10 protein-coding genes are annotated in these 14,003 nt (G+C 66.4%); all 10 read right to left on the bottom strand.

The window, feature by feature from the left end:
• Positions 1–34: 34 nt before the first annotated feature.
• On the bottom strand, positions 35–3,934 hold the full coding sequence (locus ABZ880_RS21340) for a DNA-directed RNA polymerase subunit beta' (RefSeq protein WP_361265080.1): 3,900 nt from the start codon (positions 3,932–3,934) through the stop codon (positions 35–37).
• 99 nt (positions 3,935–4,033) lie between these two features.
• On the bottom strand, positions 4,034–7,519 hold the full coding sequence (gene rpoB, locus ABZ880_RS21345; RefSeq protein ID WP_361265083.1) for a DNA-directed RNA polymerase subunit beta: 3,486 nt from the start codon (positions 7,517–7,519) through the stop codon (positions 4,034–4,036).
• A gap of 554 nt (positions 7,520–8,073) precedes the next feature.
• A complete protein-coding gene (rplL, locus tag ABZ880_RS21350; RefSeq protein WP_186281297.1) occupies positions 8,074–8,457 on the bottom strand; it encodes a 50S ribosomal protein L7/L12 in 384 nt (127 codons plus the stop codon).
• A 121-nt stretch (positions 8,458–8,578) separates the two neighbouring features.
• Positions 8,579–9,109 (bottom strand): 50S ribosomal protein L10, encoded by a 531-nt coding sequence (gene rplJ, locus ABZ880_RS21355; protein WP_361265086.1) that lies wholly within the window; start codon positions 9,107–9,109, stop codon positions 8,579–8,581.
• A 287-nt stretch (positions 9,110–9,396) separates the two neighbouring features.
• Positions 9,397–10,239 (bottom strand): LppX_LprAFG lipoprotein, encoded by an 843-nt coding sequence (locus ABZ880_RS21360; protein WP_361265089.1) that lies wholly within the window; start codon positions 10,237–10,239, stop codon positions 9,397–9,399.
• A 5-nt stretch (positions 10,240–10,244) separates the two neighbouring features.
• Positions 10,245–11,153 (bottom strand): hypothetical protein, encoded by a 909-nt coding sequence (locus ABZ880_RS21365; protein WP_361265092.1) that lies wholly within the window; start codon positions 11,151–11,153, stop codon positions 10,245–10,247.
• Positions 11,154–11,319: 166 nt separating this feature from the next.
• Positions 11,320–12,045: a 50S ribosomal protein L1 gene (gene rplA, locus ABZ880_RS21370; RefSeq protein ID WP_359016946.1), complete on the bottom strand. Its 726-nt coding sequence runs from the start codon at positions 12,043–12,045 to the stop codon at positions 11,320–11,322.
• Between the two features lie 83 nt (positions 12,046–12,128).
• Entirely contained in the window at positions 12,129–12,563 is a 435-nt protein-coding gene (gene rplK / locus ABZ880_RS21375) for a 50S ribosomal protein L11 (RefSeq protein WP_003998857.1), read from the bottom strand.
• Positions 12,564–12,731: 168 nt separating this feature from the next.
• Entirely contained in the window at positions 12,732–13,556 is an 825-nt protein-coding gene (nusG, locus tag ABZ880_RS21380) for a transcription termination/antitermination protein NusG (protein ID WP_361265096.1), read from the bottom strand.
• An 80-nt stretch (positions 13,557–13,636) separates the two neighbouring features.
• Entirely contained in the window at positions 13,637–13,924 is a 288-nt protein-coding gene (gene secE / locus ABZ880_RS21385; protein WP_242772567.1) for a preprotein translocase subunit SecE, read from the bottom strand.
• Positions 13,925–14,003 lie beyond the last annotated feature (79 nt).

Below are 14,003 nucleotides of genomic sequence, written 5' to 3' on the forward strand. Positions count from 1 at the left end.
ACGGGGTGACCGCCCTTCAACTCAAGCTGCTCGCCTACTGGTTGTACGGACCGTAGTCGTAGTCCTCCAGCGGAACGGCCTGGCCGGAGCCGGTGCCGAACGGCGAGTAGTCGATGTCGTCGTAGCCGACGGCCGAGTACATCGCGGCCTTGGCCTCCTCGGTCGGCTCGACCCGGATGTTGCGGTAGCGGGACAGGCCCGTACCGGCCGGGATGAGCTTACCGATGATGACGTTCTCCTTGAGGCCGATGAGGCTGTCGGACTTGGCGTTGATCGCCGCATCCGTCAGGACTCGGGTCGTCTCCTGGAAGGAGGCGGCCGACAGCCAGGACTCCGTCGCCAGCGAGGCCTTGGTGATACCCATCAGCTGCGGACGACCGGAGGCCGGGTGACCGCCCTCCTGGACCACACGACGGTTCTCGACCTCGAACTTCGAGCGCTCGACCAGCTCACCGGGCAGCAGCTCGGCGTCGCCGGACTCGATGATCGTCACACGGCGGAGCATCTGCCGGATGATGATCTCGATGTGCTTGTCGTGGATCGACACACCCTGCGAGTTGTAGACCTTCTGGACCTCGCCGACCAGGTGGACCTGGACGGCACGCTGGCCCAGGATGCGCAGCACGTCGTGCGGGTTGGTGGCACCCACGGTGAGCTTCTGGCCCACCTCGACGTGCTCGCCCTCGCTGACCAGGAGTCGGGCACGCTTCGAGATCGGGAACGCCGTCTCGTCGCTGCCGTCGTCCGGGGTGACGACGATCTTCTTGGTCTTCTCGGTCTCCTCGATCCGGACGCGGCCGGAGGCCTCGGAGATCGGGGCGACACCCTTCGGGGTACGGGCCTCGAAGAGCTCGACGACACGGGGCAGACCCTGGGTGATGTCGTCACCGGCCACACCACCGGTGTGGAAGGTACGCATCGTCAGCTGGGTACCGGGCTCACCGATGGACTGGGCGGCGATGATGCCGACCGCCTCACCGATGTCGACCAGCTTGCCGGTGGCCAGCGAGCGGCCGTAGCACATGGCGCAGGTGCCGACCTGGGACTCGCAGGTCAGGATCGAGCGGGTCTTGACCTCCTCGACACCGTGGTGCACCAGCTGGTCGATGAGCACGTCGCCCAGGTCCACGTTGGCCGGCGCGATCACCTTGCCGTCGATGACGACGTCCTCGGCGAGCATGCGGGCGTAGACGCTGGTCTCGACGTCGTCCGCCTTGCGCAGCACGCCGTCGGCGCCGCGGTTGGCGATCCGCAGCTTCAGACCGCGCTCGGTGCCGCAGTCCTCCTCGCGGATGATGACGTCCTGGGAGACGTCGACCAGACGACGGGTCAGGTAACCCGAGTCGGCGGTACGCAGAGCGGTGTCCGCCAGACCCTTACGGGCACCGTGCGTGGAGATGAAGTACTCCAGCACGGACAGACCCTCACGGAACGACGCCTTGATCGGACGCGGGATCGTCTCGTTCTTCGCGTTCGACACCAGACCACGCATACCGGCGATCTGACGCATCTGCATCATGTTGCCTCGTGCACCCGAGTTCACCATCATGAAGATCGGGTTGGTCTTCGGGAAGTTGTCGTTCATCGCCTCGGCGACCTCGTTGGTCGCCTTGGTCCAGATCGCGATGAGCTCCTGCGTGCGCTCGTCCTTGGTGATCAGACCGCGCTCGTACTGCTTCTGGACCTTCTCGTCCTGCGCCTCGTAGCCCTTGACGATCTCCCTCTTCGCCTCGGGAACGACGACGTCGGAGATGGCCACGGTGACACCGGAACGGGTCGCCCAGTAGAAGCCGGCCGCCTTCAGGTTGTCGAGCGTCGCCGCCACGATGACCTTGGGGTAGCGCTCGGCGAGGTCGTTGACGATCTCGGAGAGCTGCTTCTTGCCGACCTCGTAGTCGACGAACGGGTAGTCCTCGGGCAGCAGCTCGTTGAAGAGCGCACGGCCGAGCGTGGTCTTCAGACGGAAGCTGTCACCCTGCTGCCACTCCGGCTCGCCCTCCTCCTGCGCCGGCGGGGTCCAGCCGCGCGGCGGGATGGTGCCCACCGGGAAGCGGATGTCCACGCGCGACTGCAGCGAGAGCTCGCCGGCGTCGAACGCCATGATCGCCTCGGCGACGGACGCGAAGGAGCGGTCCTCGCCCTTGACGTCCCGCATCTCGCCGTCGGTGGTGAGGAAGAACAGACCGAGGACCATGTCCTGGGTCGGCATCGTCACCGGACGGCCGTCGGCGGGCTTGAGGATGTTGTTCGAGGACAGCATCAGGATGCGGGCCTCGGCCTGCGCCTCCGCGGACAGCGGAAGGTGCACGGCCATCTGGTCGCCGTCGAAGTCCGCGTTGAACGCGGTGCAGACGAGCGGGTGGATCTGGATGGCCTTGCCCTCGACCAGCTGCGGCTCGAAGGCCTGGATGCCGAGACGGTGCAGGGTGGGCGCACGGTTCAGCAGAACCGGGTGCTCGGCGATGACCTCTTCGAGGACGTCGTACACGACCGTGCGGCCGCGCTCCACCATGCGCTTGGCGCTCTTGATGTTCTGCGCGTGGTTCAGGTCGACCAGGCGCTTCATCACGAACGGCTTGAAGAGCTCCAGCGCCATCGCCTTCGGCAGACCGCACTGGTGCAGCTTCAGCTGCGGACCGACGACGATCACGGAACGCGCCGAGTAGTCGACTCGCTTGCCGAGCAGGTTCTGACGGAATCGACCCTGCTTACCCTTCAGCATGTCGCTGAGGGACTTCAGCGGGCGGTTACCGGGACCGGTGACCGGGCGACCACGACGACCGTTGTCGAAGAGGGCGTCAACAGCCTCCTGAAGCATGCGCTTCTCGTTGTTGACGATGATCTCCGGAGCACCCAGGTCGAGCAGGCGCTTCAGACGGTTGTTGCGGTTGATCACACGGCGGTACAGGTCGTTCAGGTCGGAGGTCGCGAAGCGGCCACCGTCCAGCTGCACCATCGGGCGAAGGTCCGGCGGGATGACCGGGACGCAGTCGAGGACCATGCCCTTGGGGCTGTTGGAGGTCTGCAGGAACGCAGACACGACCTTCAGCCGCTTCAGCGCACGGGTCTTCTTCTGGCCCTTGCCGGTACGGATGATCTCGCGGAGGCGCTCGGCCTCCTCCTCGAGGTCGAAGGACTCCAGGCGCTTCTGCAGCGCCGCGGCACCCATCGAACCGTCGAAGTACGTGCCGAAGCGGTCGCGCAGCTCGCGGTAGAGCAGCTCGTCGCCCTCGAGGTCCTGGACCTTGAGGTTCTTGAACCGGGTCCACACCTCGTCGAGACGGTCGATCTCGCGCTGCGCACGGTCGCGCAGCTGCTTCATCTCGCGCTCGGCGCCCTCGCGCACCTTGCGGCGCACATCGGCCTTGGCACCCTCGGCCTCGAGCTCGGCCAGGTCGGACTCGAGCTTCTTGGCCCGGGCCTCCAGGTCGGCGTCACGCCGGTTCTCGACCTGCTGCCGCTCCACCGAGACGTGCGCCTCCAGGGAGGGCAGGTCGCGGGTACGGCGCTCCTCGTCGACGTACGTGATCATGTACGCCGCGAAGTAGATGACCTTCTCGAGGTCCTTGGGCGCCAGGTCCAGCAGGTAGCCGAGGCGCGACGGGACACCCTTGAAGTACCAGATGTGCGTGACGGGGGCGGCCAACTCGATGTGGCCCATCCGCTCACGGCGCACCTTGGCGCGAGTGACCTCGACGCCGCAACGCTCACAGATGATGCCCTTGAACCGGACACGCTTGTACTTGCCGCAGTAGCACTCCCAGTCCCGGGTCGGACCGAAGATCTTCTCGCAGAAGAGTCCGTCCTTTTCGGGCTTGAGGGTGCGGTAGTTGATGGTCTCGGGCTTCTTGACCTCGCCGTGGCTCCACTGACGGATGTCGTCAGCGGTGGCCAGGCCGATCCGGAGCTCGTCGAAGAAGTTGACGTCGAGCACTATGCGTCAATCCCTCTCAGGGTTGTAAGTCTTTGGTCTGATACGGGGGTCCAGGGGCCGGCCGGAGGTTCCTCACCAGGGCCTCCGGCCGGACTCCCGTCAGACCTCTTCGACGCTGCTCGGCTCACGCCGGGACAGGTCGATGCCGAGCTCCTCCGCAGCGCGGAAGACGTCCTCGTCGGTGTCACGCATCTCGATGGACATACCGTCGCTGGACAGCACCTCCACGTTCAGGCAGAGAGACTGCATCTCCTTGATGAGCACCTTGAAGGACTCGGGGATGCCGGGCTCGGGGATGTTCTCGCCCTTGACGATGGCCTCGTAGACCTTCACGCGACCGGTGACGTCGTCGGACTTGATGGTCAGCAGCTCCTGGAGGGCGTAAGCGGCGCCGTAGGCCTCGAGGGCCCACACCTCCATCTCGCCGAAGCGCTGGCCACCGAACTGCGCCTTACCACCCAGCGGCTGCTGGGTGATCATCGAGTACGGGCCGGTCGAGCGGGCGTGCAGCTTGTCGTCGACCAGGTGGTGCAGCTTCAGGATGTACATGTAGCCGACCGAGATCGGCTCCGGGAACGGCTCGCCCGAGCGCCCGTCGAACAGCGGCGCCTTACCGGTCGGGAGCACCATGCGCTCGCCGTCACGGTTCGGGATCGTGTGGTTCAGCAGACCGGCCAGCTCGTCCTCACGCGCACCGTCGAAGACGGGGGTGGCGACGTTCGTGCCGGGCTCGACCTTGTCGGCCGCGATGGCCTGGAGGCGCTGCGCCCAGTCGTCCGCGAGCCCGGAGACGTCCCAGCCACGGCTGGCGAGCCAGCCGAGGTGGATCTCCAGGACCTGTCCCGGGTTCATTCGGGACGGCACACCCAGCGGGTTCAGGATGATGTCGACCGGAGTTCCGTCCTCGAGGAACGGCATGTCCTCGATGGGCAGGATCTTCGAGATGACGCCCTTGTTGCCGTGCCGGCCGGCGAGCTTGTCACCGTCGGTGATCTTGCGCTTCTGCGCCACGTACACGCGCACCAGCTGGTTCACACCGGGGGGAAGCTCGTCGCCCTCCTCACGGTCGAAGACGCGGACGCCGATGACCTTGCCGGTCTCGCCGTGCGGCACCTTCAGCGAGGTGTCACGGACCTCACGGGCCTTCTCACCGAAGATCGCGCGCAGCAGGCGCTCCTCGGGGGTCAGCTCGGTCTCACCCTTGGGGGTCACCTTGCCGACGAGGATGTCACCGGCGATGACCTCGGCACCGATACGGATGATGCCACGCTCGTCCAGGTCCGCGAGGACCTCCTCGGAGACGTTCGGGATGTCCCGGGTGATCTCCTCGGGGCCGAGCTTGGTGTCACGGGCGTCGACCTCGTGCTCCTCGATGTGGATCGAGGAGAGGACGTCGTCCTGCACGAGGCGCTGCGACAGGATGATCGCGTCCTCGTAGTTGTGACCCTCCCACGGCATGAACGCCACGAGCAGGTTCTTGCCCAGCGCCATCTCGCCGTTCTGGGTGGCCGGACCGTCGGCCAGGACCTGGCCCTCGATGATCCGGTCGCCCTCGTTGACGATGACCTTCTGGTTGACCGAGGTGCCCTGGTTGGAGCGGGCGAACTTGGCCAGTCGGTAGGTGATGTACGTGCCGTCGTCGTTGGCGGTGGTGATGTAGTCCGCGGAGACCTCCTGGACCACACCGGCCTTCTCGGCCTTGACCACGTCGCCGGCGTCGACCGCGGAGCGGTACTCCATGCCGGTGCCGACGAGCGGCGCCTCGGACTTGATCAGCGGCACGGCCTGGCGCATCATGTTCGCGCCCATGAGAGCACGGTTGGCGTCGTCGTGCTCGAGGAACGGGATCATGGCGGTCGCGACCGACACCATCTGGCGCGGCGAGACGTCCATGTAGTCCACGTCGTCACCGGCGACGTAGTCGACCTCGCCACCACGACGGCGGACGAGCACGCGGTTCTCGGCGAACCGCAGGTCGTCGTTGAGCGTGGCGTTGGCCTGCGCGATGACGAATCGGTCCTCTTCGTCGGCCGTCAGGTAGTCGACCTCGTCGGTGACCTGACCGTCGACGACCTTGCGGTACGGCGTCTCCACGAAACCGAACGCGTTGACGCGGCCGTAGGAGGCGAGCGAACCGATCAGACCGATGTTCGGGCCTTCAGGGGTCTCGATCGGGCACATGCGGCCGTAGTGGGACGGGTGCACGTCACGGACCTCGAAGCCGGCCCGCTCACGGGAGAGACCACCCGGACCAAGAGCCGACAGACGGCGCTTGTGGGTGAGACCCGACAGCGGGTTGTTCTGGTCCATGAACTGCGACAGCTGGCTGGTGCCGAAGAACTCCTTGATGGAGGCGACGACCGGCCGGATGTTGATCAGGGTCTGCGGCGTGATCGCCTCGACGTCCTGGGTCGTCATGCGCTCACGGACGACGCGCTCCATACGAGCCAGACCCGTGCGGACCTGGTTCTGGATGAGCTCGCCGACGCTGCGCAGACGACGGTTGCCGAAGTGGTCGATGTCGTCGGTCTCGACGACGATCGTGCCGCCGCTGTCGCCCGTCGTCTCGGTCTCGCCGGCGTGCAGCTTGACCAGGTACTTGATCGTCGAGATGACGTCCTCGACGGTCAGGATGCCCGCGTCCAGCGGAGCGTCCGCACCCAGCTTCTTGTTGACCTTGTAGCGGCCGACCTTCGCGAGGTCGTAGCGCTTCGGGTTGAAGTACAGGTTCTCGAGCAGCGTCTGCGCAGCCTCACGCGTGGGGGGCTCACCCGGACGCAGCTTGCGGTAGATGTCGAGCAGCGCGTCGTCCTGGCCCTGGGTGTGGTCCTTCTCCAGGGTGGCGCGCATCGACTCGTACTCGCCGAACTCCTCGAGGATCTGCTCGGTCGTCCAGCCGAGAGCCTTCAGGAGAACGGTGACCGACTGCTTGCGCTTGCGGTCGATGCGGACACCGACCATGTCGCGCTTGTCGATCTCCATCTCCAGCCAGGCACCCCGGGACGGGATGATCTTGGCGGAGAAGATGTCCTTGTCGGACGTCTTGTCGATGGAGGAGTCGAAGTAGACACCGGGCGAACGGACGAGCTGCGACACCACGACACGCTCGGTGCCGTTGATGACGAAGGTGCCCTTGTTCGTCATGAGCGGGAAGTCGCCCATGAAGACCGTCTGGGACTTGATCTCGCCGGTCTCGTTGTTGGTGAACTCAGCCGTCACGAAGAGCGGAGCGGCGTACGTGAAGTCGCGCTCCTTGCACTCGTCGATGCTGTTCTTCGGCGGCTCGAAACGGTGGTCGCGGAACGTCAGCGACATCGACCCGGAGAAGTCCTCGATCGGGGAGATCTCCTCGAAGATCTCCTCCAGACCGGACTTGGTGGGGACGTCCTGACCGGACTCGAGAGCCTCCTCGACCCGACTCTGCCAGGCGGTGTTGCCGAGCAGCCAGTCAAAGCTCTCGGTCTGCAGCGCGAGCAGGTTGGGAACCTCGAGAGGCTCCTTGATCTTTGCAAAGGAGATGCGCAGCGGGGCGGTGCTGGCGCCGTTGTTCGTATTCGCGGTCGAGGCAGTGCGCGAGGCGGCCAAGAGGGGGTCCTTCCGAGGGCTCGGACTCACTACGCGCGTACCGGTCCCTCTCCCGTGCACAGAGACAGACTCCCTGTTTCGGCCGAAAGGCCTGGTCAGGGCTCATCTGATCGTCGGTGCTCAAGCGAGGGCATGCCCCTGGTGACGGGCAGGGGACAGCTAACAGGCAGCGCAAAGGGTCAGTGTAGCCACTTGGCACACTGATGTCCAGCCCCGATTTTCTGAGTACCTCGTTGTCCTCAACGCCCTCGGCATGCTTGCCCTCAACGCACGTTGATACTGCCCTCTTCGTCGCCGATCCATGCCTCGGATTCGGATCCTGTGACGACGCGTCCTGAGAATTGCGCGCTGCGTGCGGTTCGTCAAGGCCCCCATGGCCCAAACCACATGTCACCTGGGGAGCTTGGAGACACGACGAAGATCACCATACTCCGCACACCCCCGCCTGCAAGGCAGCCGCCGCCCGACGCCCGGGAACGCCGAAGAGCGACCACCCGAATGGATGATCGCTCTTCAGCGCTTAGGCGTTACAGGCCTTGCGGGCCTGAGAGGTCTTACTTGACCTCGACGGACGCGCCGGCGCCCTTGAGGGACTCGGCGGCCTTCTCGGCAGCGTCCTTGGCGACCTTCTCGAGAACGGGCTTCGGGGCGCCGTCCACGAGGTCCTTGGCCTCCTTCAGACCCAGCGAGGTCAGCTCACGCACGACCTTGATGACCTGGATCTTCTTGTCACCGGCGCCGGTGAGGATGACGTCGAACTCGTCCTTCTCCTCGGCAGCCTCGGCCGGGGCGGCCGGGCCGGCCGGGCCGGCAACGGCGACCGCAGCGGCGGCGGTGACGTCGAACTTCTCCTCGAACGCCTTCACGAACTCGGAGAGCTGGATGAGGGTCATGCCCTCGAACTCGGCGAGCAGTTCGTCCTGGGTGAGAGCCACGATGGCTTTCCTTCCACTAATTCGGCTGGTGCCGGATGTACATGTCTGGCGGGCGTACGTTCGGCCCGCTACGACCACTGCCTCAGGCGGGCTGCCTCAGGCGGCGATCATGATGCGAGCCGAATTACTCGGCACCGCCCTGCTCGTCCTGCTTGGCGCGAAGCGCGTCCACGGTGCGGACGAGCTTCGACGGGAGCGCCTGGAAGACCTGAGCAGCCTGCGTCTGCTTGCCCTTCAGGGCGCCCGCCAGCTTGGCGAGCAGAACCTCGCGGGACTCGAGGTCCGCAAGCTTCTTGATCTCGTCGGCGGACAGCGCCTTGCCGTCAAGGACACCGCCCTTGATGACGAGGTTCGGGTTGTCCTTGGCGAAGTCACGAAGACCCTTCGCCGACTCCACCGGGTCACCGGTGACGAAGGCGACCGCCGTCGGACCGTTGAACAGGTCGTCGAGCGTCGAGATCCCGGCCTCGTTGGCCGCAATCTTGGTCAGCGTGTTCTTCACCACGGCGTACTGGGCGTTCTCACCGAGCGAACGACGCAGCGTCTTGAGCTGCGCCACGGTGAGACCCCGGTACTCGGTCAGCACGGCGGCGTTCGAGCTGCGGAACTGCTCCGCGAGCTCGGCCACCGCGGCAGCCTTGTCGGGCCTTGCCATGAGCGTCGGCCTCCTTCCGGGTGATGACGACCGCTCGGAAGGGGCTGGGACAAACGAAACGCCCCGGCGCAGGCGCACGGGGCGTAGCTCGACCGGGACTCGCACGCTGTTGGGCAGCGAACTCCGGGAGCACTTCCACAGTCACCTGCGCGGGTCGTCCGCGGATTTCAGCGGATCCTTCGGCCACCGCGCCCTCTCACGAGCACACGGCAACGACCAGCGGTCTTTGGCTTCTCCAGGAGGGTACGTGACCGGATCGCTGTCAAGCAAATCCGCTCGTACGGTGCTCAGCCGCGGCCCTGCTTCGACGGCTTGCTCAGGTCCACCGTGTCCTCGGCGGACGGTGCGCGGACCGTCACCGGCCTGCCGAAGTCGAGGAAGGTGACGGTCAGGTCGAGCTGCCCGTGGCGGCCGAAGCCCTGGGTGCGCAGTCGCTTGACGTGGTCTTCGCCGTCGATCCAGACGTCGAGCGTGAGCTCGTCGACGCCCAGCTTGTCGTACTGGAGGAGTCCCTTCTTCTCCTGACCCTCCAGGGCGGAGCGGAGGCCGGCGACGGTCGCCGTCCCCGTGTAGTGCGTGGTGGTGACGCCGTCGACCTTCTCGGTGCCGGTGCGCCGCACATCGTCGGCGGCCGCCAGGAAGGCGGCGTCCCTGGCCGGGTTGTGCCCGACCTGGTCGCGCAGTCCGCCGGTGTCCATCTTCAGGCCGCCGGCCGCGGTGAACCTGGCCCTGGCGCCGAAGCCGGCCCAGTGCCTGCCGTGGACCTGTTGAGCGACACCGTTCTCCGTCTGGCGCTGGTACAGCACCCCGTGGACCATCCGGGTTTCCGAGACGGTCGGGTGGTCTCCACCGATGGTGGACGTCACCACACGCGCCACCACCGGTTTCGTACCGACCGACGCCTCCGTCTCGACCCGCCCCTGCTCCGGGATCCGGCCGCTGAGCCGGTAGTGCACGGAGGTGACGGTCTGCGTCTTCTTCGTTGCCCGGGCCACGGCAGCGGCGGCCGACTCGGCCGAGGACTGCCCCGCGCCGCTCCCGCAGCCGACCGCGCCGGCGGCGAGGAGCAGGACGGCGCCCGCTGCGCCCGCCGCCCGGCGCGGCGCGTATGCACGTACTGGAAAGGTCATGTGCGTCAGGACGTCGTTCCGGTCCCGCCCTGCTTCTTCAGCAGTTCCTTGAAGTCCTCGGTGTCGCTCGCCGGCGGCTTGGTGGCGGAGACCTTCACGCCGTAGTCGCTGTAGTACGCGGTCTGGGTGTACTGCCCGGCCGACATCTCACCCTTCTCGACCTTCTTGACCAGCAGGTCCTTGCCGTCGACCCAGATGTCGACGGTCTCCGTGCTGACACCGGCCTGGGTGAGCTGCTTCTTCAGGCCGGCGAGCTGGCTCGCGGTGAGGTTGGAGTTCTTGCCTGCCAGGTCGGCCACGTCCACCGTGCCCGAGTAGTGCGTGGTGTCCACGCCGCGCACCTTCTCGGTGCCGACCTTCTTGACGTCCCCGGAGGCCAGCAGGAGCTTCACCGACTGGTTGGGGGTCGTGTTCTGCATCTGGTCCTTGAGGTAGGCGCCGGAGCTGCCGCCGAGGTCGGCGAGGTCTTCGTAGCCGTACCGGATCCAGTGCTTGCCGCCCGCCTGCTCGGCGAACTTCTCGCCCATCTTCGCGTAGTAGGCGTCCGGCAGATAGCGGGCCTCCATCGACGTGGTGCCCAGCTGCTTCATGGTGTCGGCCATGGTGCCGCCGGTGTACGTGATGGTCAGGTTGCCGGTGAGACCGTCGGCCCAGCCGAGTGCGCCGTCGGCCGTCATGGACATCAGGGAGCCCATGGTCGTCGTGGACTCGACCTTGGCCGAGTCGGCGCCGTCGGTGGACTTCTCGGCGGTGCGCAGTGCCGCGATGGGGCTCACGTGCGTCGTGCCCTTGCCGGAGGCCTTGTCGTCCTTGCCGGAGCCCCCGGAGTCCGAGGAGCTGCAGGCCGCCACCCCGGACAGCGCGGTCACCGCCGCTATCGAGAGGGTCAAGCGCCGCACGGTCGTGCTCTTCATTCGTCCCACCCCTATGCGATTGCTGTGCCCGCACGCTAACGCAGGGCACTGACAGCCGTACGAGAAAACCCGCACGCAACAAAGACGGGCCCCGCAACCCGGAGGTTGCAGGGCCCGCCCTCGTATTGACGCGTCGCTGACGCGGCTACCGGGGTGAGCGCTCGGCTCAGACGGCTGCCGGGTCCTCCTCGACGAGGAGGTTGCGGGTGCGGTTCGGGTCGACCGGGATGCCGGGGCCCATGGTGGTGCTGACCGCGGCCTTCTTGATGTAGCGACCCTTGGCGGCGGACGGCTTCAGACGGAGGATCTCCTCCAGCGCGGCGCCGTAGTTCTCCACCAGCTTGTCGTCGTCGAAGGACGTCTTGCCGATGATGAAGTGCAGGTTCGAGTGCTTGTCGACACGGAACTCGATCTTGCCGCCCTTGATGTCGTTGACGGCCTTCGTCACGTCCGGGGTCACGGTGCCGGTCTTGGGGTTCGGCATGAGACCACGGGGACCGAGCACACGGCCGAGGCGGCCGACCTTGCCCATGAGGTCCGGGGTGGCGACGACGGCGTCGAAGTCCAGGCGGCCCTTCGAGACCTCGTCGATCAGCTCGTCGGCGCCGACGATGTCGGCGCCCGCGGCACGCGCGGCCTCGGCACGGTCGCCGGTCGCGAAGACCAGGACCCGGGCGGTCTTACCGGTGCCGTGCGGAAGGTTCACGGTGCCACGGACCATCTGGTCGGCCTTGCGCGGGTCGACACCCAGACGGAAGGCGACCTCGACGGTGCCGTCGAACTTGGTCGTGGAGGTCTCCTTGGCGAGACGGACGGCCTCGAGCGGGGCGTAGAGCTTTTCCCGGTCGACCTTGGCGTCCGCAGCGCGGAGAGACTTGCTGCGCTTGCTCACTACTGCTCCTGTGGATTCTTAGGAGTCGTGGTGCGGGCCGAGCAGGCCCTGCCACTACTGCTTTTTCTGCGGGGAGTTGGGGCTCAGCCCTCGACCGTGACGCCCATGGAACGCGCGGTGCCGGCGATGATCTTCGCGGCGGCGTCCAGGTCGTTGGCGTTGAGGTCGGGGAGCTTGGTCTGGGCGATCTCGCGGACCTGCGCCTCGGTGATCTTGGCGACCTTGGTCTTGTGCGGCTCGCCGGAGCCCTTCTCGATGCCCGCGGCCTTGAGGATCATCTTGGCGGCCGGCGGCGTCTTGGTGATGAAGGTGAAGGAGCGGTCCTCGTAGACCGTGATCTCCACCGGGATCACCCAGCCACGCTGCGACTCGGTCGCGGCGTTGTACGCCTTGCAGAACTCCATGATGTTGACGCCGTGCTGACCCAGCGCGGGGCCGACCGGCGGGGCCGGGTTCGCGGCGCCGGCCTGGATCTGGAGCTTGATGAGCCCCGTGACCTTCTTCTTCTTGGGAGGCATTGCTCTCCGGGTCCTTTCGATTCGGGTCTACCCCCACCCGGGTCGCGTCCCAGATGAAGGCATACCGCACAACGATAACGGGTATAGATGCGCGGCCAAAAACCGAGCAGGTCAGACGGGCTTCTGACAGCCCCTCTGACCTGCTCGGACGTGGTGGTCCAGGAAGAACTAGTTCTTCTGGATCTGGTCGAAGGAGAGCTCGACCGGCGTCTCGCGGCCGAAGATCTCCACGAGGCCCTTGACCTTCTTCGAGTCGGGGTTGATCTCGTTGATGGTCGCCTGGAGCGTGGCGAACGGGCCGTCGGTGACGGTGACCGAGTCGCCGACCTCGAAGTCCAGCACCTGGACCTCGACCTTGCGCTGCGGGGCGGGCTTGCCCTCGGCCTCGGCGGCCTCGCGGGCGGCCTTCTCCTCGGCCTCCGGGGCGAGCATCTTGACGATCTCGTCCAGCGTCAGCGGGTACGGGTCGTAGGCGTTGCCCACGAAGCCGGTGACGCCGGGGGTGTTGCGGACGACGCCCCAGGACTCGTTCGTCAGGTCCATACGGACGAGGACGTAGCCCGGGAGCTTGTTCTGCTTGATCGTCTTGCGGTCGCCGTTCTTGATCTGGACGACCTCTTCCTGCGGCACCTCGGCCTGGAAGATGTAGTCCTCGACGTTCAGCGAGACGGCGCGCTGCTCCAGGTTGGTCTTCACGCGGTTCTCGTAGCCGGCGTAGGTGTGGATGACGTACCACTCGCCGGGGAGGGTGCGCAGCTCCTCGCGGAGGGCCTGGACGGGGTCGACCGGCTCGGTCTCCTCCTCGACGGCTTCCTCGGCCTCGACGGCTTCCTCGTCCACGACGTGGACGGCCTCTTCCTCGGCGGGCTCGCCCGCCTCGGCCTCCGCAGCCTCGAACTCGTCCTGCTCGTCCGCGCCCTCGACGATGTCGAGCTCGTCGTCCACGGACTCGTCCGGCTCGATGGCGTCGTCGTTCAGGTTCGTGTCAGACACGGTGGCTGCTTCTTCCTGGATACATAGGGGTGGAACATGCGAAAGGGGCGCCGGTAACCACGGCGCCCTTCGCAGTCGGCTCAGCCGAAGACGTACTTGGCGGCGTGGCTGAGTCCATAGTCAATCACGGTCACCAGGGCGATCATGATGACGACGAAGACAATCACCACGGTCGTGTAGGTCGTCAGCTGGTTACGCGTGGGCCAGACGACCTTGCGGAGCTCGGCGATGACCTGGCGGTAGAAGAGGGCAAGCCTCTTGAACGGGCCCTTCTTGGCCCGCTTGCCGCCCTTGCGGGCCTTCTTCTTCGTCTCCTGCGCCTCGTCCTGGGCATCAGGCGTGTCGATGGAGCCCACGGCGTCCGCCATTCGTCCTCACCTGTTCCCGGGTCGTGGCCGTGCCGCGCCCGGTCTGAGCCGCACGGCGGTGCATTGCTGTACGTACATG

Source organism: Streptomyces sp. NPDC047043 (genome assembly GCF_040644055.1).
GTDB lineage: Bacteria > Actinomycetota > Actinomycetes > Streptomycetales > Streptomycetaceae > Streptomyces.

What these genes read in the sequence shown, in the direction of transcription:
- rplK (WP_003998857.1), bottom strand. Translation starts at nt 12,563, where the DNA reads ATGCCTCCCAAGAAGAAGAAGGTCACGGGGCTCATCAAGCTCCAGATC.
- secE (WP_242772567.1), bottom strand. Translation starts at nt 13,924, where the DNA reads ATGGCGGACGCCGTGGGCTCCATCGACACGCCTGATGCCCAGGACGAG.
- ABZ880_RS21365 (WP_361265092.1), bottom strand. Translation starts at nt 11,153, where the DNA reads ATGAAGAGCACGACCGTGCGGCGCTTGACCCTCTCGATAGCGGCGGTG.
- rplJ (WP_361265086.1), bottom strand. Translation starts at nt 9,109, where the DNA reads ATGGCAAGGCCCGACAAGGCTGCCGCGGTGGCCGAGCTCGCGGAGCAG.
- ABZ880_RS21360 (WP_361265089.1), bottom strand. Translation starts at nt 10,239, where the DNA reads ATGACCTTTCCAGTACGTGCATACGCGCCGCGCCGGGCGGCGGGCGCA.